The sequence below is a fragment of the Roseisalinus antarcticus genome (genome assembly GCF_900172355.1).
In the GTDB taxonomy this organism is placed as follows: domain Bacteria; phylum Pseudomonadota; class Alphaproteobacteria; order Rhodobacterales; family Rhodobacteraceae; genus Oceanicola; species Oceanicola antarcticus_A.
Genome location: NZ_FWFZ01000016.1, coordinates 1 through 16,661, shown reverse-complemented (window position 1 = coordinate 16,661; position 16,661 = coordinate 1). Strand labels below are relative to the sequence as shown.

The window sequence follows — 16,661 nt, the reverse complement described above, 5'->3', positions numbered from 1 at the left end:
AAATCGGAACAATGCTAAGGATCAGCGCCGCGTTCAGGCGCCCGGTGTCAGGGTTCGGCGGGCGATTCTCGCCCGCGGACTTGACGGATGGCCCTCTTGCGCATCATTCATATGTGATGAGAGCCTTCACAGAAGAATTGCCATGACATCGACCGACACGCATACCCTCCGATCTGCGCAGGACGCCGCCCCCGAACGGCCGCTAGAGGGACTTCTGGTGGTCGACCTCAGCCAGTTCCTGTCCGGCCCATATTGCTCGCTCCGGCTGGCCGATCTCGGGGCGCGGGTCATCAAGGTCGAGCGGGCGGGGCAGGGAGACCTCAGCCGCCAGCTGTATCTCTCCGATACCGAGCTGGGGGGCGATTCGACGATCTTTCACGCGATCAATCGCGGCAAGGAGAGCCTGGCGCTTGACCTCAAGGACCCGGCCGACCTGGCGGCGCTGGGGCGGCTGGTGCGGCAGGCCGACGTCCTGATCCAGAACTTCCGCCCCGGTGTCGCGGAGCGGATCGGGATCGGCTGGGAGGCGATGCACGCGTTGAACCCGCGGCTGATCTACGGCTCGATCTCGGGCTACGGCACTGATGGCGCCTGGGTCAAACTGCCGGGGCAGGACCTGCTGGCGCAGGCGCGGTCGGGGCTGATGTGGCTGTCGGGCGATGCGACCCAGGGGCCGGTGCCCTTCGGCCTTGCTGTGGGTGACATGTTCGCCGGCGTAGCGCTGAGCCAGGGCATCCTGGCGGCGCTGGTCCGGCGCGGGATCGACGGCAAGGGGCGGCACGTGGAAACAAGCCTGCTGGAGGCGCTGGTCGATCTGCAATTCGAGGTGCTGACCACCTGGCTCAACGATGGCCGGCGCACCCCGTCGCGGTCAGCCACCAACGGGGCCCATGCCTATCTGGGGGCGCCCTACGGCGTCTATGCCGCGGCCGACGGTTATCTGGCGCTCGCGATGACCCCGCTCGACAAGCTCGCGGCGCTGCTGGAGCTGCCGGCCCTCGCGGACCGGGATCCGGCCGACGCCTTTCGCGCCCGGGACGAGATCAAGGCGCTGGTCGGGGCGCGGGTGGCCGAGAGGCCGGTGGCGGACTGGCTGGCCGTGTTGCAGCCGGCCGACATCTGGTGCTCGGAGGTGCTGGACTGGCACGGGCTGACCGGGGCCGATGCCTTCCGCCGTCTGGACATGCTGCAGACGGTAAGGCGGGACGACGGCGTGGTGATCGAGACCACGCGTTCGCCGCTTACGATCGACGGCAAAAGGCCGGGCGGCGGCCGGGCCGCGCCGCAGGTCGGCGAGCATTCGGATGCGATCCGGGCGGAGTTCGGCCTGTGATCCGGCTGCGCGGCATGACCTGGGACCACCCGAGGGGAGTGGATCCGCTGGTGGCCCTGTCCGAGGCCTGGCGCAGCGAACACGGGGTCGAGATCACGTGGGATCGCCGCTCGCTGCAGGATTTCGAGAGCTACCCGGTCGAGGAGCTCGCCGCGCGATACGACCTGATCATCATCGACCATCCCCACGTCGGCCAGATCACTGCCGAGGGCTGCCTGCTGCCGCTGCCCGACGCGCCCGAGATCGCGGCCGGATCGCTGGGGCAATCGTTCGAGAGCTACACCTGGCAAGGTCGGCAATGGGCCTGGCCGGTCGATGCGGCGGCCCAGGTCCAGGCCGTGCGCCCGGACCTGGGCGGGCCGGCGTCAGACTGGGATGAGGTCCTGCGGCTTGCGGGCGAGGGGCGCGTGGCGATCCCGCTGCGGCCGCCGCACAGCCTGATGAGTTTCTACACGCTCTGCGCCAATCTCGGGACCCCCTGCCGGGTGGATGGCGACGCCCCGTTCTGCGACCGGAGAGGCGCGGTCCGGGCGCTGGAGCTTCTGGCGGCGCTGGCCGGGGCGGTCGATCCGGTCTGCAACGACCAGGACCCGATCGCCGTCCTCGAGGAGATGGCCGAGGGGAACCGGTTGAGCTGCGCCCCCCTGATCTATGGCTACGTGAGCTATGCCATCGCCGGCACCCGCCCGAACAGGATCGCGTTCCACGACATTCCCGAAGCGACGAAGGGCGCCGGCCCGAGGGGCAGTGCGCTGGGCGGAACGGGGCTTGCCGTCTCGGCCCGCTGCAAGGCGCCGGAGGCGGCCGTGGCCTTTGCCCGGCACGCTGCTGGCCCGGTGGCGCAGGAAGGTCCCTGGCCTTTCGCGGGCGGGCAGGCCGGGCATCGCGGTGCCTGGACGCTGCCGGGGGTCGATGCCGAGGCGGGCGGGTTCTATTCCGGCACGCTGGCGACGCTGGACATGGCGTGGATGCGACCGCGCCACGACGGCTACATGCCGTTCCAGCAAGCGGCGTCGGAGCGTGTCGGCGCCGCGCTGAAGGACGGCCGGATCGACGCGGCACTCGACGACCTCGACCGGCTGTTCGTCGAAAGTTTCGGGGCCGGCTGACCGGGTCCCGCGGCCGTCAGAGCGACCAGATCCGCGTGGCGTTGCCGGCGAACAGCGCGGCGCGGTCGTCGGCGCTCCAGTCCGCGACGATGGCCCGGGTGGCCGCGACCCAGGTGCAGAGCCCGCCCCCGAGCGTGCAAACCGGCCAATCCCCGCCCCACACGAGACGATCGGGGCCGAAGCTTCGGGCCACGTGATCGACCCAGCGCGACAGCCCCGGCAGGGCCCAATCCGTGCCGGCATAGGCCACCACGCCGGAGATCTTGGCGCAGACATTCGGCCGCTCGGCCAGCCGGGCGATATCGCCGGCCCAGCTGTCCCACGCGCCGCCGGCGATATCGGGCACGCCGCAGTGGTCGAGGACAAAGCTTACCTCGGGGGCCGCGTCGGCCAGCTCGATCGCCAGCGGCAATTGTCGCGCGGCGACGCAGATGTCGAAGGGCAGCGCGGCGGTGGCCAGGCGGCGGATGTTGCCGCGAAAAAGCTCCGACCGGGAAGTGTCGTCGGGCACCACGTGCAGCGGCCGGCGCACGCCCTTCACCAGCGGCCGCTCGGCAGTCCGCTCCAGCCAGGCGGGGAAATCGGCGGATTCGGGCCGCGCGGCGGCGAGGATGCCGCGGATCGGAAAGCTGCCCTCGGCGGCCAGATCCTCGATCCAGCTCGTCTCATCCTCGATCCGGCCGTCGGCGACGTCGACCTCCATGTGCAGCGCCCCCGAAATGCCGACCCGGCGCGCCTTGGCCGCGTAATCGGCAAGCGGCCAGTCATGGTCGAGCGGCGGGGCGTCCGAAAGCCAGGGGTAGTCGAGCCGCGCACGGTCGATGAGGTGAAGGTGGGTGTCGAGGATATCGGGGTGCATCTGGTCCTCCTCCGGGCGGTTCCGAATTGCATTCACCCGAGAATGAATCATTCAGATGCAAATGTCTCCCCATCTTGGCCCGAGGCCTGGCGCCCCGGTCTTGCCCCCTGTCCTAGGCCCCCTCGTCCTCGGTCCCATGGCCGGTGACCCCGGACATGGCCGTCGTGGTTTCGAGCAGGGCGGCCACGGCCTCTTCGACGCCGGGCGCCTCGGCCCGGTCCACGAGGGGCAGGTAGGGGATCGTCACCGCGGCCATGGCCTCGCCGTCCGGGGCCAGCACGGGGGCGGAGAGGTTGGTCACCCCGGCGGTCTGCGCCGAGGGCATCGCCTCGAAGCCTTCCGCTCGGATCTTTTCGAAACGGGCCTCCAGCGCGGGGGGGATGTCGCGGGCCGGGGCGCCGGTGTCGCGGTTCTCGGCCACCATCGCCTGCCGCCGCTCGGGGCTTGCGAAGGCCAGCAGGACATGGCCCGACCCGGTGTCGAACAGCCCGATATGAGAGCCAACGCGGATCGAGATGCCCCAGTAGCCCGGCGCCTCCTGCTGGGCGACCACGACCGGGTGGCCCCGGTCGAACACCACGAGCTGGTTGGCTTGCCGGGTGCGCGCCGCGAGGTCACGCATCAGCGGCGTGACCAGCGAGGCGAGGCGCCGCGGCGGGGCGTGCATCTGCGCCAGCCCAAACAGCTTCAGCGTCAGGGCATAGCGGTCGCCGTCGACCCGGGCGACATAGCCGCGCCGCGCGAGACGGTCGAGCATGCGGTAGAACTCATTGGGACTGCGGCCGAGGCGCTTGGCGATCTCGGCCTGGGTCAGACCCCCCTCGATCCCGGCCAGCAACTCCAGAATATCGAGGCCCTTGTCCAGGGCGGGCGCACGATAGCGGTCTTCGGTCTGTGCCATGTCGTCCTCGATGAAGATGATCTTTCATGGGCAAATACCGCGACGGTTTCCAGCGGAAATCCTTGACACGCCCCCCAATGTTGATTTGCATATGAAGATATTATCCACAAGTGAGGACGCGAAGGCGTCCTTGCGGAGTTCAGGGAGGACGACAATGAGATATCTGACGACCGCAAGCGCGGCGCTGATCGCTGCCGCGACAGGTCTTGCCGCGCAGGAGTTGCCGGGCAGCTTCGAGGGCGTGACCATCGACGCCAAGCTGATCGGCGGGCAGCAATACGAGGCGCTCTACAACCGCATCGCCGAGTGGGAGGAGGCCACCGGCGCCACGGTCAACGTCATCAGCAAGAAGAACCACTTCGAGCTGGACCGCGAGATCAAGTCCGACATCGCCACCGGTCAGCTGAACTGGTGCGTGGGGTCGAATCACTCGTCCTTCGCGCCGCAATATCCCGGCATCTACGTCGACCTGCGGCAATACCTGCCCGAAGAGGCGCTGAGCGATTTCGTTCCGGGCAACCTCGCCTCGGCCACGCTCAATGACCGGCTGGTGATGCTGCCGCGGGCGCAGTTCGACGTCTCGGCGCTCTATTACCAGAAGGACCTCTACGAGGACCCCGAGCAGGCCGCCGCGTTCGAGGCCGAATACGGCTATCCGCTGACGGTGCCGGAAACCTGGGACCAGGTCTCCGACCAGGCGATGTTCTTCGCCGACGCGCCGAATTTCTACGGCACGCAATATGCCGGCAAGGAAGAGGCCATCGCCGGCCGGTTCTACGAGATCCTGATCGCCAACGGCGGCGAATTCCTCAACGACGCGGGCGAGCCTGCCTTCAACTCCGAGGCCGGGGTCGAGGCGCTGAACTGGTTCGTCGACCTCTATGCCGCCGATGCGGTGCCCGTGGGCGTGCCGAACTACCTCTGGGACGACCTCGGGCAGGGCTTCGCCTCTGGCACCGTCGCGCTCAACCTCGATTGGCCCGGCTGGGCGGGCTTCTTCAACGATCCTGAGGCGTCCAAGGTCGCGGGCAACGTGGGCGTCGCGCCGCCACCGACCGGCAGCGCCGGCATCCGCTCCGGCTGGTCCGGGTTCCACGGCTTCAGCGTGACCGAGGATTGCGCCAACCCCGAGGCGGCCGCGTCGCTGGTCTGGTTCCTGACCAACGAGGAAAGCCAGATGCTCGAGAGCGCCGCCGGCCCGCTGCCCTCCCGGCAGTCGGTCTGGGCGCATGTGATCGAAGAGGCCGCCGACGACCCCTACCGGTCCGAAGTGCTGGCCGCCTTCCAGACCGCGGCCGAGACCGCGTTCCCGGTGCCGCAGACGCCGAGCTGGATCGAGATCACCAACGTGCTCTACCCGGAGCTTCAGGCGGCGATCCTGGGGGACAAGACCCCGCAGGAAGCCCTCGATGAAGCGGCCGACGAGGCGACGATGATCCTCGAAGACGCCGGCGAGCTCTGATCTCCCTTTCCTCCCTGCCGGGGGGCGCCTTACGGGCGCCCACCGGCTCTTTCTGAACGGAGCCTTCGATGAAAGCCTGGCGTTTGCCGCCGCACGTCGCGCTGCTGCTTCCGGCCGTGATCGTGCTTGCAGCGGTTGTGTTGCTGCCCCTGCTGCTGTCGCTGTGGTCGAGCTTTACGCCGTTCCGGCTGACCCGGCCGGACACGATCTATGACTTCATCGGCCTGCGGAACTATCGCCGCATCTTCACCGACGGGGATTTCTGGGTCGCCTTCGGGCGCACCGTGCTGCTGCTGACGGTGGCGCTGAACCTCGAGATGGTGCTGGGCCTGGGCCTCGCGCTGCTGGTCGAGCGGGCGAGCCGCGGTCAGCGGATGCTGCGGACCATCCTGATGTTTCCGATGATGTTCTCGCCGATCCTGGTGGGCTTCCAGTTCAAGTTCATGTTCAACGACAACATCGGCCTGGTGAACAACGCCCTGCAATCGCTGGGCTTCACCGACCAGGCGATCCCGTGGCTGATCGACGGCCGGCTGGCCTTCATCGCGATCACCACCGCCGAGGTCTGGTCGTCCACGGCCGTCTTCGCGATCTTCATCCTCGCCGGGCTGATGGCGATGCCGCGAGAACCGATCGAGGCGGCAAGGGTCGACGGCTGCACCCCCTGGCAGACCTTCCGCTATGTCACCTGGCCGTTCCTGATGCCCTTCGCGTTCATCGCGATGACGATCCGGTCGCTGGACGTCGCGCGGGCCTATGACATCATCAAGATCATGACCGACGGCGGCCCCGCCGGCCGGACGGAGGTGCTGTGGACGCTGATCGCGCGCACCGCCTATTCGGACGCGCGGATGGGGATGGCCAATGCCATGGCCTATGTCGCGATCCTGCTGTCGATTGCCTTCACGGCCTTCTTCTTCGCACAGCTCGGCAAGGCCCGGGCCCAGGTCGCGGCGGATTGGTGATGGACGCAAACAAGACCGCCCGCCTGAAACGACGCGCCACGAATTGGGCGCTGAATATCGCGCTGTTCATCGCGATGGCGATCATCTGCCTGCCCGGCCTCTGGATCGTGCTGAACTCCCTGCGGCCAACGGTCGAGATCATGGCCAAGCCCCCGGTCTGGATCCCCAACCAGCTGTCGTTCGACGCCTACCGCGACATGTTCTCGGGCATCGGGCAGGGCGGCATCCCGGTTCTGCAATACTTCCGCAACTCGATGATCATCGCGGTCACCTCGACGGTGATCTCGCTCGCAATCGGGATGTCGGGTGGCTACGCCTTCGCCCGCTACAGGTTCCGGTTCAAGGGCGGCTGGTTCCTGGGGTTGATGCTGACGCGGGCGGTGCCGGGCATCGCGCTGTCGCTGCCGCTTTTCTTCCTCTACGCGCGGGTCGGGCTGATCGACACCCATGCGGGCATGATCCTGGCCTATACCGCCCTGAACGTGCCGTTCACGATCTGGTTGATCGACGGCTTCTTCCGCCAGGTGCCGAAGGACCTGGCCGAGGCCGCGCAGATCGACGGCTGCACGCGCTGGCAGGCGTTCTGGCAGGTGGAGTTCCCGCTGGCCCGCCCCGGCATCGCGAGCGCGGGCATCTTCGCCTTCCTCACCTCGTGGAACGAGTTTGCCCTGGCCTCGCAGCTGACCCGCTCGACGTCGAGCAAGACGCTGCCGGTGGGGCTGCTCGACTATACCGCCGAGTTCACCATTGACTGGCGGGGCATGTGCGCCCTCGCCGTCGTGATGATCATTCCGGCCCTGCTGCTGACCTATGCAGTGCAGAAACACCTCGTCTCCGGGCTGACGTCCGGCGCAATCAAAGGCTGACCATGGCAACGCTCTCGCTTTCCCGGCTCGACAAGAATTACGGCAGTTTCCACGCGGTGAAGGGGATCGACCTCGACGTCGCCGACGGGGAGTTCGTGGCGCTGGTGGGGCCATCGGGCTGCGGCAAGTCCACGACCCTGCGGATGATCGCGGGGCTGGAGGACATCACCTCGGGCGACATCCGGATCGGCGACCGCGTGGTCAACGACCTGCCGCCGCGCGACCGGAACATCTCGATGGTGTTCCAGTCCTACGCGCTCTACCCGCACATGACCGTGGGCGAAAACATGGGCTTCACCCTCAAGATCGCCGGCCGCGGCAAGGCCGAGATCGCTGAAGCCGTCGCCAAGGCGGCCCGCGTGCTCGAGATCGAGGCGCTGCTGGACCGGCGCCCGGCGCAATTGTCCGGCGGTCAGCGCCAGCGGGTCGCCATGGGTCGGGCCATCGTGCGCGACCCCGACGTGTTCCTGTTCGACGAGCCGCTGTCGAACCTGGACGCCAAGCTGCGTGGTCAGATGCGGACCGAGATCAAGGAGCTGCACGCGCGGCTTGAGTCGACGATCGTCTACGTGACCCACGACCAGGTCGAGGCGATGACCCTGGCCGACCGGATCGTCATCATGAAGGACGGCCGGATCGAGCAGGTCGGCTCTCCGGACGAGGTGTTCAACCGGCCCGCGACGCAGTTCGTGGCCGGCTTCATCGGCTCGCCGCCGATGAACATGGCCGACGCGCGGGTCGTGGGCGGCAATCTGCGTCTGTCGGACGAGGCCGAGCTGCCGCTACCGCCGGGCGTCGCGGCGCAGGACGGGCAGAACGTCGTGCTGGGCCTGCGCCCCGACGACATCTATCCCCAGGGCCACGGCATCCATACCGAGGGCGGCGATGCGGTCGAACCCCGCGACCTGACCGTGAAACTGAGCGAACCGCTGGGCAACGAGACGCTTCTGTTCGTCGATTTCGGCGGCAAGGGCTGGACGGCGCGGATGCTGAACCCGCGCATCGTCAAGCGCGGAGAGGTGCTGGGCTTTCACATGGACCTGTCCCGTGCGCATCTCTTCGATGCCGAAACCGGCCGGTCGCTGAGGACGGAATAATGGCCAGGATCGCACATGTCCGGCTGCGGATGGTGGATCTGGCACCGAAGGTGGTGCGGACGGACGCGATCCAGTCCTTTGTCAGCCAGGAAACCCCCATCGTCACCGTGACCGACACCGACGGCGCGGTCGGTCAGGGGTATTCATATACCATCGGGACCGGCGGCTCGTCTGTGATGCGTCTGCTGTCCGACCACTTGGTGCCACGGCTGATCGGCCGCGAGGCCGAGGAGGTCGAGGCGATCTGGAACGACCTCGAATTCGCGACCCATGCGACCACGGTGGGGGCGATCACCTCGATCGCGCTGGCGGCCATCGACATCGCGCTGTGGGATCTGCGCTGCCGGCGGGCGGGGCTGCCGCTGTGGCGGTTGGCGGGCGGGGCGCGGGACTCGGCCCCCTGCTACACGACCGAGGGCGGCTGGCTGCACCTGCCGGCCGAGGCGCTGGTCGACGATGCGCTCGCCGCGCAGGCACGGGGCTTTCGCGGCTCCAAGGTGAAGATCGGCAAGCCCTCGGCGGCCGAGGATGCCGCCCGTATCGGGGCGCTGCGCGATGCGGTCGGACCGTCCTACGAGATCATGACCGACGCCAACCAGGGCTTCCGGCGCGATTCCGCCCGCCGCAGGGCGCTGGCGCTTGCGGATTACGACCTCGCCTGGATCGAAGAGCCGCTTGCGGCGGATGACATCGAGGGCCACGCGGAGCTTGCCCGCATTGCGCCGATGCCGGTCGCGGTGGGCGAGTCGCTCTATTCCATCCGGCACTTCGCCGAGTATGTCGCGCGGGGGGCGGCGAGCGTGATCCAGGTGGATGCGGGCCGGATCGGCGGGATCACTCCCTGGCTCAAGGTCGCGCATATGGCCGAGTGCCACGGTCTGGCCGTCGCGCCGCATTTCCTGATGGAGCTGCACGCGAGCCTCGTCTGCGCCGTCCGCAACGGTGCCTGGGTCGAATACATTCCTCAGCTTGACGAGATCACCGGATCCGGGCTGACAATCGAGAACGGCGAGGCGCGGGCGCCCGGGGCACCGGGCATCGGGATCGACTGGGACGACAAAGAGATCGACCGCCGCGCGGTGGCCGAATTCACCACGCGCATCGGGGAGGATGGATGATGATCAGAATGGCACAGGTGATCGGGCTGAAGCCCGAGGAGATGGAGGAATACAAAAGGCTGCACGCCGATGTCTGGTCCGGCGTGCTGGCCAAGATCCACGATTGCGGGATCCGCAACTACTCCATCTTCCTGCGCGAGCCCGAAATGCTGATGTTCGCCTACATGGAATATCACGGCGACGACTGGGAGGCCGACCAGGCGAAGATGGCCGCCGATCCCGAGACCCAGCGCTGGTGGGCGATCAACGAGCCCAAGCAGGCCCCGCTCGACACCCGCGCCGAGGGCGAATGGTGGGCGCCAATGGAAGAGGTCTTCCATGTCGACTGACCTGAAGCAGGATTGGCCGGCACCCAAGGTGCGCCGGCCGATCGTGATCTTCGGCGCGGGGTCCATCGTGCGCGACGCGCACCTGCCGGCCTGGGCCGCCGGCGGCTACGAGGTCGCGGGGATCTGCGATCCCGACGCGGACAAGGCCCGTGCCCTGGCTGGGGCGCACGGGGTGCCCGCCCTCTCGGCGGACGAGGCCGTCGCCGTCGAGGGCGCGGTCTTCGACCTTGCGACCCCGCCCGCGGCACATGCGGGCGTGCTGCGCGGTCTGCCCCATGGGGCGCCCGTGCTGATCCAGAAGCCCATGGGCCCGGATCTTGACGGCGCTTCGGAGATCATGCGCGTCTGCCAGGAAAGGGAGCTGCTGGCCGCGGTCAACTTTCAGCTGCGGTTCGCGCCCATGGCCGTCGCGCTCAAGGACGCCATCGACCGCGGTCTGCTGGGGCAGGTGACGGATATCGAGATGCATGGCGTGCTGGCCACGCCCTGGGGGCTCTGGAAGTTCCTCGAAGGTCTGCCGCGGATCGAGATCGCGATGCACTCGATCCATTACCTCGATCTGATCCGCCACTTGGTCGGCGACCCGAAGGGAGTGCACGCCAAGACCATCGGCCACCCGTCGCACGAGGTGGCGCAGACCCGCACGGCCGCGATCCTGGACTACGGCGAGGACCTGCGCTGCGTGCTGTCGGTCAATCACGACTGGGATTTCGGCCGCCCGCACCAGGCCTGCGAGATGCGCGTCGCGGGCACCAAGGGGGCGGCCTACATGAAGCTGGGCGTCAACCTCGACTATCCGCGTGGGGAACCGGACGTGCTGGAGGTCAACACCGGCGGCGGCTGGCAGGCTGTCCCGCTCGCCGGTTCCTGGTTCACCGAGAGCTTCACCGGCCGCATGCACAACCTGCAACGCGCCGCCGGCGGCGAGGAGGCGCTGATCGCCCCGGTCGCCGACGGCTGGCGGACGATGGCGCTGGTCGAGGCCTGCTATGCCTCCTCCGCCGCGCCGATGACACCGATCCCGGAGGCCCCATGACCGAACGCCCACGCCCTTTCGAAGAGATCGCCGTCGGCGAGACCCGCGAGACCTACGGCCGCACGATCACCGAGACCGATTTCGTCGTCCACGCGGGCCACACCGGCGATTTCTTTCCGCATCACATGGATGCCGAGTTCATGGCGAAATCCGAGTTCGGCGGCCGCATCGCCCACGGCACGATGATCTTCGCCATCGGCATCGGCCTGACCGCGACCGAGATCAATCCGCTCGCCTTTTCATATGGCTACGACCGGCTGCGTTTTGTCCGGCCGGTCTTCATCGGTGACACGATACGCACCCGGGTCACCGCCGCCCGCAAGGAGGATGACCCCAAGCGGCCGGCCTCGGGGCGTTTGTTCGAGACCGTCGAGGTGCTGAACCAGCGCGACGAGGTCGTGCTGGCCTGCGAACATATCTACATCGTCCAGAAGAAGAAGGAGGCCGCCGCATGAGCGACCTGACGGGTCAAGTGGTGCTGGTGACGGCTGCGGCCCAGGGGATCGGCCGCGCCTCGGTCGAGGCGTTCCTGCGGGCGGGCGCGACGGTTCACGCGACCGACATCAACGCGGAGGGCCTGGCCGGTCTCGACTGCCCGACGCATCGGCTGAACGTTCTGGAGGACGACGCGGTGACCGCGCTCGTGGCCGAGATCGGCCGGGTCGACGTGCTGTTCAACTGCGCGGGCGTCGTGCACGGCGGGACCATCCTGGAGGCCGCGCCCGAAGAGTTGGATTTCGCTCTCGACCTGAACCTCAAGGCGATGATCCGGATGATCCGCGCCGTCCTGCCGGGGATGCTGGAGCGGCGCCGGGGCGCGATCATCAACATGAGCAGCGTCGCCTCCAGCGTGAAGGGGGTGCCCAACCGCTTCGTCTATTCCGCGTCCAAGGCGGCGGTGCTGGGCCTGACGAAATCCGTGGCGACCGACTATGTCGCCGGGGGTGTGACCTGCAACGCGATCTGCCCGGGGACGGTGCAATCGCCCTCGCTGGACGATCGGCTTTCGGCGACCGGGGATTACGACAGGGCCCGCGCCGAATTTATCGCCCGTCAGCCCATGGGGCGCATCGGCGAGGCCGAGGAAATTGCCGATCTCGCCGTGTATCTTGCAGGCGCGACCTATACCACGGGGCAAGCCGTCTGTATCGACGGCGGCTGGACCATTTGAAGGAAGAGACATGAAACTGCTTCGCTATGGCGAACCGGGCGCCGAAAAGCCCGGTATCCTGCACACCGACGCCACGATCCGCGATCTTACCGGCATCGTGCCCGACCTCGCGGGCGCCGCGCTGCACCCCGAGGGGCTGGCCGCCATCGCCGCCGCCGACATCGACGCCCTGCCCATTGTCGCGGGCACTCCGCGTCTCGGCCCCTGCGTCGCGGGCACCGGCAAGTTCATCTGCATCGGCCTCAACTATGCCGACCACGCCGCCGAGAGCGGGATGGACGTGCCGCCCGAGCCGGTGATCTTCATGAAGGCCACCTCGGCGATCTGCGGCCCGAACGACCCGATCGTGATCCCGCGCGGCTCCGAGAAGACCGACTGGGAGGTCGAGCTGGGCGTGATCATCGGCAAGCCCGCAAAATACGTCACCGAGGACGAGGCGATGGACCATGTCGCCGGCTACGCGGTCACCAACGACGTCAGCGAGCGCGCCTACCAGATCGAGCGCGCCGGGCAATGGACCAAGGGCAAGAGCTGCGACAACTTCGGCCAGCTGGGCCCGTGGCTGGTGACGAAGGACGAGGTCCCCGACCCGCAGAACCTCAAGATGTGGCTGACCCTGAACGGCGAGACAATGCAGGACGGCTCGACCACCACCATGGTCTATGGCGTCAAGCACCTTGTCAGCTACCTCAGCCAGTTCATGACGCTGCATCCCGGCGACGTGATCTCCACCGGCACCCCGCCCGGCGTGGGCATGGGGATGAAGCCTCAGCGCTACCTCAAGCCGGGCGAGGTCGTGGAGCTTGGGATCGAGGGGCTGGGCCAGCAGCGCCAGGACGTGGTGGCCGATACATGAGCCGCATCACCGGCCTGTCCACCTGGGACCTGCGGTTTCCGTCCGAGGGCGGTCTCGACGGGTCCGACGCGATGAACCCCGACCCGGTCTATTCCGCCGCCTACCTGCGGCTGGAGACTGACGGGGGGCAGTCAGGCCACGGCCTGACCTTCACCATCGGCCGGGGCAACGAGCTGTGCGTTGCCGCGATCGAGGCGTTGCGCGGCCAGGTGGTGGGCCGGGACACGGATGACATCCGGGCCGATCCGGCAGGCTTCTGGCGGGCCGTGACCGGCGACAGCCAGCTGCGCTGGGTCGGCCCGGAAAAAGGTGTGATCCATCTGGCCGCGGGGGCGCTGGTCAACGCGGTCTGGGACCTGATGGCGCGCGAGGCGGGCCTGCCCGTCTGGCGCCTCGTCGGAGAGATGCCGCCCGAAGAGATCGTGCGGATCCCCGACTTCCGCTTCATGACCGACTACCTCGACCGGGGCGAGGCGCTGGAGCTGCTGCAGGAGGCCGCGCCCGGCAAGGCCGCGCGGATCGCGGCGCTGCGGGCAGAGGGGTATCCCTGCTACACCACTTCCGCCGGGTGGCTGGGCTATCCCGACGACAAGCTGCGCCGCCTGTGCCGCGAGGCCAAGGCCGACGGGTTCGGCTTCGTCAAGATGAAAGTCGGCCAGGATCTCGACGACGACATCCGCCGCCTGACCATCGCCCGCAAGGAGCTGGGGCCCGAGGTCACGCTGATGATCGACGCAAACCAGGTCTGGGAGGTGGATCAGGCCATCGACTGGGTCCGGCAGCTGGCCTTCGCCGAGCCCTGGTTCATCGAGGAGCCGACCAGCCCGGACGACATCCTCGGCCACCGCGCGATCCGCGAGGCGGTCGCCCCGGTAAAGGTCGCCACCGGCGAGATGTGCCAGAACCGGGTGATGTTCAAGCAATTCATCGCCGCCGGCGCCATCGACGTGGTGCAGGTCGACGCCTGCCGCCTTGGCGGTCTGAACGAAGTGCTCGCCGTGCAGCTGATGGCGGCCAAGGCCGGACTGCCGGTCTGGCCCCACGCGGGGGGTGTCGGCCTGTGCGAATACGTGCAACACCTGAGCATGATCGACTTTGTCGCGATTTCCGGTACACGTGACGGAAGGGTGACGGAATACGTCGATCACCTGCACGAACATTTCACGGATCCGTGCCGCGTGGCCAATGGGGCCTACCTTGCGCCCGAGGCGCCCGGCTTTTCAATCGAGATCCGCGAGGAGACAAGAACGGCCTTCCGGTTCACCGGCTAGGGCCGGCAAGGAGGGAACGACATGCAGACAGATTTGCCCACCCGCGCCTTCGGGCGGACGGGAATGGACATCACGCGCACCGGCTTCGGCGCCTGGGCGATCGGGGGCAACATGTGGGGTCCGCAGGTCGATGCCGACAGCATCGCCGCCATCCGCCACGCCGTCGAGGCCGGCATCAACTGGATCGACACCGCCGCGGTCTATGGCAACGGCCATTCCGAAGAGGTGATCCGCGCCGCGCTGGAGCCCTACGGCACCGACGACCGGCCCTATGTCTTTACCAAGGGCGGGATCATCCGGGATTCCGAGGGCAAGAACCCGCAGAGGATCGCCGCCAACATCCGGGCGCAATGCGAGGAGTCCCTGCGTCGGCTCGGGGTCGAGCAGCTCGACCTCTATCAGCTGCACTGGCCCGCGGACGACGTCTCGCTTGAGGAGAGCTGGGGCGCGATGCTGAAGCTCAAGGAAGACGGGCTCGCCGCCCATGTCGGCCTCTCGAACCACTGGGTGGAGCAATTGTCCGAGGCCGAGCAGATCGGCCATGTGGAGACCCTGCAGCCGCCGTTCTCGGCGATCAAGCGGACCGCGGGCAACACCGTCCTGCCCTGGTGCGAGATGCGGCAGACCGGCGTGATCTGCTACAGCCCGATGCAGGCGGGGCTGCTGACCGGCGCATTCACCGCCGAGCGCGCGGCCGCGCTGGACGAGAACGACTGGCGGCGCGAAAACCCCGATTTCCAGGGTGACGCGCTGGCGGCGAACCTGGCGCTGGCCGAGGCGCTGAAGCCGATCGCCGAAAAGCACGGGGTCTCGCAAGGCGCCATCGCGCTGGGCTGGTGCATGGCCTGGCCGGGGCTCAGCGGCACGATCGTCGGGGCCCGCTCGCCCGAGCAGGTGGACGGCTGGCTTCCGGCCGCCAGCATGCGGCTCGACGCGGGCGACATGGAGGCGATCGCCGTCGCCATCGAAGAGACCGGCGCGGGCGAAGGCCCGCCGCGCCCGGCCTGAACCTTCGTGCAGGGCCGTGCCGGACCAACTCCGGCACGGTCGTCAGCCGAGTTTCGACCTGAACTTCGTCATCTCGTCCGGGTCCATCCGGAGGACATAGGAATCGGTCGGGAAGGCCCCCGTCTCCACGTCGGTGCGGTATTCGCTGAAGGCGGCGATCCGCTCCTGCTGGAGCCGTTCGAACTCTCCGGCGAAATCGCGGTAGACCTTCGAATGGCGCGGCATGTGTCCGCGATGGGCGCCCAGGATGTCCTCTGCAAAGAGATACTGCGCATCACATCCCGCGCCCGCACCCATGGACAGCATGATCAGCGGGGTCCGCTCGGAGATCGCTTGCGCGACTTCGACCGGGACAACCTCGATTTCGGCGCCGATGGCGCCCGCGGCCTCCAGCGCCTGCACCGCCTCCCAGATCTTGAACGCGCTGTCGGCGGTCTTGCCGACCGCCTTGAACCCGCCGGTCCAGGTGCGGCGCGAGGGGATCAGGCCCACGTGGCCGATCACCGGCACAGCCTCGTCCGCCATCGCCTTGATCGTCTTCAGCGAGGCCGAGCAATAGACCGCATCCGCATCGTGCTGCAGCATCCGGAACGCCCAGCGGACAAAATCGTCGGAGGTGCCGATGTCGTAGTAATTCTCGCCGGGCATCGAGAACAGGGTGGGGGCCGCATCCCGGTAATCCGGTCGGCACAGCAGCTCGGGCGGAACCGAGACGATGTCGATGCCCGCGGCGTCCGCCGCCTCGGCCTCTTCCATCGTGGTGACGCGCAGCATGGTCAGCTGGCGTTCGCCCTTGAGGGCACGCATGTCGGCGACGGTCAGTCTCTTGGCGGGCATGTCAAATCTCGATCTCGACTGTCCCGTCCCGCAGACGCGCGGGATAGGTATTGAGGTTCACGCAGACCGGCGCGCGCATGGCCTCGCCGGTCTGGTAGTTGAAGCGGCCGTTGTGCTTGGGGCATTCGATGGTCTCGTCCATCACCAGCCCGTCGGCGAGGTGGACGTGCTCGTGGGTGCACAGCCCGTCGGTCGCCCAGACGCTGTCGTCCGGGGCGCGGTAGACGGCAAAGGTCCGGCCGTCATGGTCGAAGCGGACAACGTCCTCTTCGTCGATCTCGTGGAGGGGGCAAACGGCAATCCATTCAGCCATCGGTCATACTCCCGGTCTTGCGATGTGAAGGTCGTGGAACTCCTCGCGGTAGGGTTTCGCGGTGGGGGGCAGTTCCTTGCGGATGTAGTATTCGGGGTCGCGGCGCTGGCGCAGCAGCGCGCGGAACATC

18 protein-coding genes are annotated in these 16,661 nt (G+C 67.9%); 14 read left to right on the top strand and 4 right to left on the bottom strand.

Annotated features, from left to right (window positions below):
• The first annotated feature begins 142 nt into the window (after window positions 1-142).
• A complete protein-coding gene (locus ROA7023_RS14405) occupies window positions 143-1,333 on the top strand; it encodes a CaiB/BaiF CoA transferase family protein (RefSeq protein WP_085879740.1) in 1,191 nt (396 codons plus the stop codon).
• A complete protein-coding gene (locus tag ROA7023_RS14400; RefSeq protein ID WP_200812524.1) occupies window positions 1,330-2,442 on the top strand; it encodes an extracellular solute-binding protein in 1,113 nt (370 codons plus the stop codon). The genes ROA7023_RS14405 and ROA7023_RS14400 overlap by 4 nt, the downstream gene beginning before the upstream one ends.
• A 16-nt stretch (window positions 2,443-2,458) precedes the next feature.
• Here ROA7023_RS14400 and ROA7023_RS14395 read toward each other — a convergent pair whose 3' ends face one another.
• Window positions 2,459-3,301 carry an amidohydrolase family protein gene (locus ROA7023_RS14395; protein WP_085879739.1) on the bottom strand — a complete coding sequence of 281 codons (843 nt, stop codon included), beginning with the start codon at window positions 3,299-3,301 and terminating at the stop codon, window positions 2,459-2,461.
• Window positions 3,302-3,413: 112 nt separating this feature from the next.
• On the bottom strand, window positions 3,414-4,202 hold the full coding sequence (locus ROA7023_RS14390) for an IclR family transcriptional regulator (protein WP_085879738.1): 789 nt from the start codon (window positions 4,200-4,202) through the stop codon (window positions 3,414-3,416).
• A 154-nt stretch (window positions 4,203-4,356) separates the two neighbouring features.
• Here ROA7023_RS14390 and ROA7023_RS14385 point away from each other — a divergent pair, with 154 nt between their 5' ends.
• The 12 genes from ROA7023_RS14385 to ROA7023_RS14330 all read left to right on the top strand — a co-directional run bounded on the left by ROA7023_RS14385 (window position 4,357) and on the right by ROA7023_RS14330 (window position 15,381).
• Window positions 4,357-5,664: an ABC transporter substrate-binding protein gene (locus ROA7023_RS14385; protein ID WP_085879737.1), complete on the top strand. Its 1,308-nt coding sequence runs from the start codon at window positions 4,357-4,359 to the stop codon at window positions 5,662-5,664.
• A 68-nt stretch (window positions 5,665-5,732) separates the two neighbouring features.
• On the top strand, window positions 5,733-6,629 hold the full coding sequence (locus ROA7023_RS14380; RefSeq protein WP_085879736.1) for a carbohydrate ABC transporter permease: 897 nt from the start codon (window positions 5,733-5,735) through the stop codon (window positions 6,627-6,629).
• A complete protein-coding gene (locus tag ROA7023_RS14375) occupies window positions 6,629-7,495 on the top strand; it encodes a carbohydrate ABC transporter permease (protein ID WP_085879735.1) in 867 nt (288 codons plus the stop codon). Before ROA7023_RS14380 ends, ROA7023_RS14375 begins: the two co-directional genes overlap by 1 nt.
• Before the next feature lie 2 nt (window positions 7,496-7,497).
• Window positions 7,498-8,592: an ABC transporter ATP-binding protein gene (locus ROA7023_RS14370; protein WP_085879734.1), complete on the top strand. Its 1,095-nt coding sequence runs from the start codon at window positions 7,498-7,500 to the stop codon at window positions 8,590-8,592.
• A complete protein-coding gene (locus ROA7023_RS14365) occupies window positions 8,592-9,710 on the top strand; it encodes a mandelate racemase/muconate lactonizing enzyme family protein (protein WP_085879733.1) in 1,119 nt (372 codons plus the stop codon). Before ROA7023_RS14370 ends, ROA7023_RS14365 begins: the two co-directional genes overlap by 1 nt.
• Window positions 9,707-10,039: an L-rhamnose mutarotase gene (locus ROA7023_RS14360; protein WP_234992241.1), complete on the top strand. Its 333-nt coding sequence runs from the start codon at window positions 9,707-9,709 to the stop codon at window positions 10,037-10,039. The genes ROA7023_RS14365 and ROA7023_RS14360 overlap by 4 nt, the downstream gene beginning before the upstream one ends.
• A complete protein-coding gene (locus ROA7023_RS14355) occupies window positions 10,029-11,075 on the top strand; it encodes a Gfo/Idh/MocA family protein (RefSeq protein WP_085879731.1) in 1,047 nt (348 codons plus the stop codon). Before ROA7023_RS14360 ends, ROA7023_RS14355 begins: the two co-directional genes overlap by 11 nt.
• On the top strand, window positions 11,072-11,530 hold the full coding sequence (locus ROA7023_RS14350; protein ID WP_085879730.1) for a MaoC/PaaZ C-terminal domain-containing protein: 459 nt from the start codon (window positions 11,072-11,074) through the stop codon (window positions 11,528-11,530). Before ROA7023_RS14355 ends, ROA7023_RS14350 begins: the two co-directional genes overlap by 4 nt.
• Window positions 11,527-12,246, top strand: coding sequence for an SDR family oxidoreductase (locus ROA7023_RS14345; protein WP_085879729.1), 720 nt, complete (start codon window positions 11,527-11,529; stop codon window positions 12,244-12,246). Before ROA7023_RS14350 ends, ROA7023_RS14345 begins: the two co-directional genes overlap by 4 nt.
• A gap of 10 nt (window positions 12,247-12,256) precedes the next feature.
• Complete coding sequence (locus ROA7023_RS14340; RefSeq protein ID WP_085879728.1) at window positions 12,257-13,102, top strand: fumarylacetoacetate hydrolase family protein; 846 nt, start codon at window positions 12,257-12,259, stop codon at window positions 13,100-13,102.
• Entirely contained in the window at window positions 13,099-14,373 is a 1,275-nt protein-coding gene (locus tag ROA7023_RS14335) for an L-fuconate dehydratase (protein WP_085879727.1), read from the top strand. The genes ROA7023_RS14340 and ROA7023_RS14335 overlap by 4 nt, the downstream gene beginning before the upstream one ends.
• Window positions 14,374-14,394: 21 nt before the next feature.
• Entirely contained in the window at window positions 14,395-15,381 is a 987-nt protein-coding gene (locus tag ROA7023_RS14330) for an aldo/keto reductase (protein ID WP_085879726.1), read from the top strand.
• 42 nt (window positions 15,382-15,423) lie between these two features.
• On the opposite strand, the gene ROA7023_RS14325 is transcribed toward ROA7023_RS14330, so the two are convergent.
• Window positions 15,424-16,218: a 3-methyl-2-oxobutanoate hydroxymethyltransferase gene (locus ROA7023_RS14325; protein WP_085879725.1), complete on the bottom strand. Its 795-nt coding sequence runs from the start codon at window positions 16,216-16,218 to the stop codon at window positions 15,424-15,426.
• A gap of 1 nt (window position 16,219) precedes the next feature.
• Window positions 16,220-16,531, bottom strand: coding sequence for a MocE family 2Fe-2S type ferredoxin (locus ROA7023_RS14320; protein WP_085879724.1), 312 nt, complete (start codon window positions 16,529-16,531; stop codon window positions 16,220-16,222).
• Window positions 16,532-16,661: the final 130 nt, after the last annotated feature.

Excerpts from the sequence above, each read along its gene's own strand:
- ROA7023_RS14405 (WP_085879740.1), top strand. The coding sequence starts at position 143 with ATGACATCGACCGACACGCATACCCTCCGATCTGCGCAGGACGCCGCC.
- ROA7023_RS14395 (WP_085879739.1), bottom strand. The coding sequence starts at position 3,301 with ATGCACCCCGATATCCTCGACACCCACCTTCACCTCATCGACCGTGCG.
- ROA7023_RS14390 (WP_085879738.1), bottom strand. The coding sequence starts at position 4,202 with ATGGCACAGACCGAAGACCGCTATCGTGCGCCCGCCCTGGACAAGGGC.
- ROA7023_RS14385 (WP_085879737.1), top strand. The coding sequence starts at position 4,357 with ATGAGATATCTGACGACCGCAAGCGCGGCGCTGATCGCTGCCGCGACA.
- ROA7023_RS14380 (WP_085879736.1), top strand. The coding sequence starts at position 5,733 with ATGAAAGCCTGGCGTTTGCCGCCGCACGTCGCGCTGCTGCTTCCGGCC.
- ROA7023_RS14375 (WP_085879735.1), top strand. The coding sequence starts at position 6,629 with ATGGACGCAAACAAGACCGCCCGCCTGAAACGACGCGCCACGAATTGG.
- ROA7023_RS14370 (WP_085879734.1), top strand. The coding sequence starts at position 7,498 with ATGGCAACGCTCTCGCTTTCCCGGCTCGACAAGAATTACGGCAGTTTC.
- ROA7023_RS14365 (WP_085879733.1), top strand. The coding sequence starts at position 8,592 with ATGGCCAGGATCGCACATGTCCGGCTGCGGATGGTGGATCTGGCACCG.
- ROA7023_RS14360 (WP_234992241.1), top strand. The coding sequence starts at position 9,707 with ATGATGATCAGAATGGCACAGGTGATCGGGCTGAAGCCCGAGGAGATG.
- ROA7023_RS14355 (WP_085879731.1), top strand. The coding sequence starts at position 10,029 with ATGTCGACTGACCTGAAGCAGGATTGGCCGGCACCCAAGGTGCGCCGG.
- ROA7023_RS14350 (WP_085879730.1), top strand. The coding sequence starts at position 11,072 with ATGACCGAACGCCCACGCCCTTTCGAAGAGATCGCCGTCGGCGAGACC.
- ROA7023_RS14345 (WP_085879729.1), top strand. The coding sequence starts at position 11,527 with ATGAGCGACCTGACGGGTCAAGTGGTGCTGGTGACGGCTGCGGCCCAG.
- ROA7023_RS14340 (WP_085879728.1), top strand. The coding sequence starts at position 12,257 with ATGAAACTGCTTCGCTATGGCGAACCGGGCGCCGAAAAGCCCGGTATC.
- ROA7023_RS14335 (WP_085879727.1), top strand. The coding sequence starts at position 13,099 with ATGAGCCGCATCACCGGCCTGTCCACCTGGGACCTGCGGTTTCCGTCC.
- ROA7023_RS14330 (WP_085879726.1), top strand. The coding sequence starts at position 14,395 with ATGCAGACAGATTTGCCCACCCGCGCCTTCGGGCGGACGGGAATGGAC.
- ROA7023_RS14325 (WP_085879725.1), bottom strand. The coding sequence starts at position 16,218 with ATGCCCGCCAAGAGACTGACCGTCGCCGACATGCGTGCCCTCAAGGGC.
- ROA7023_RS14320 (WP_085879724.1), bottom strand. The coding sequence starts at position 16,531 with ATGGCTGAATGGATTGCCGTTTGCCCCCTCCACGAGATCGACGAAGAG.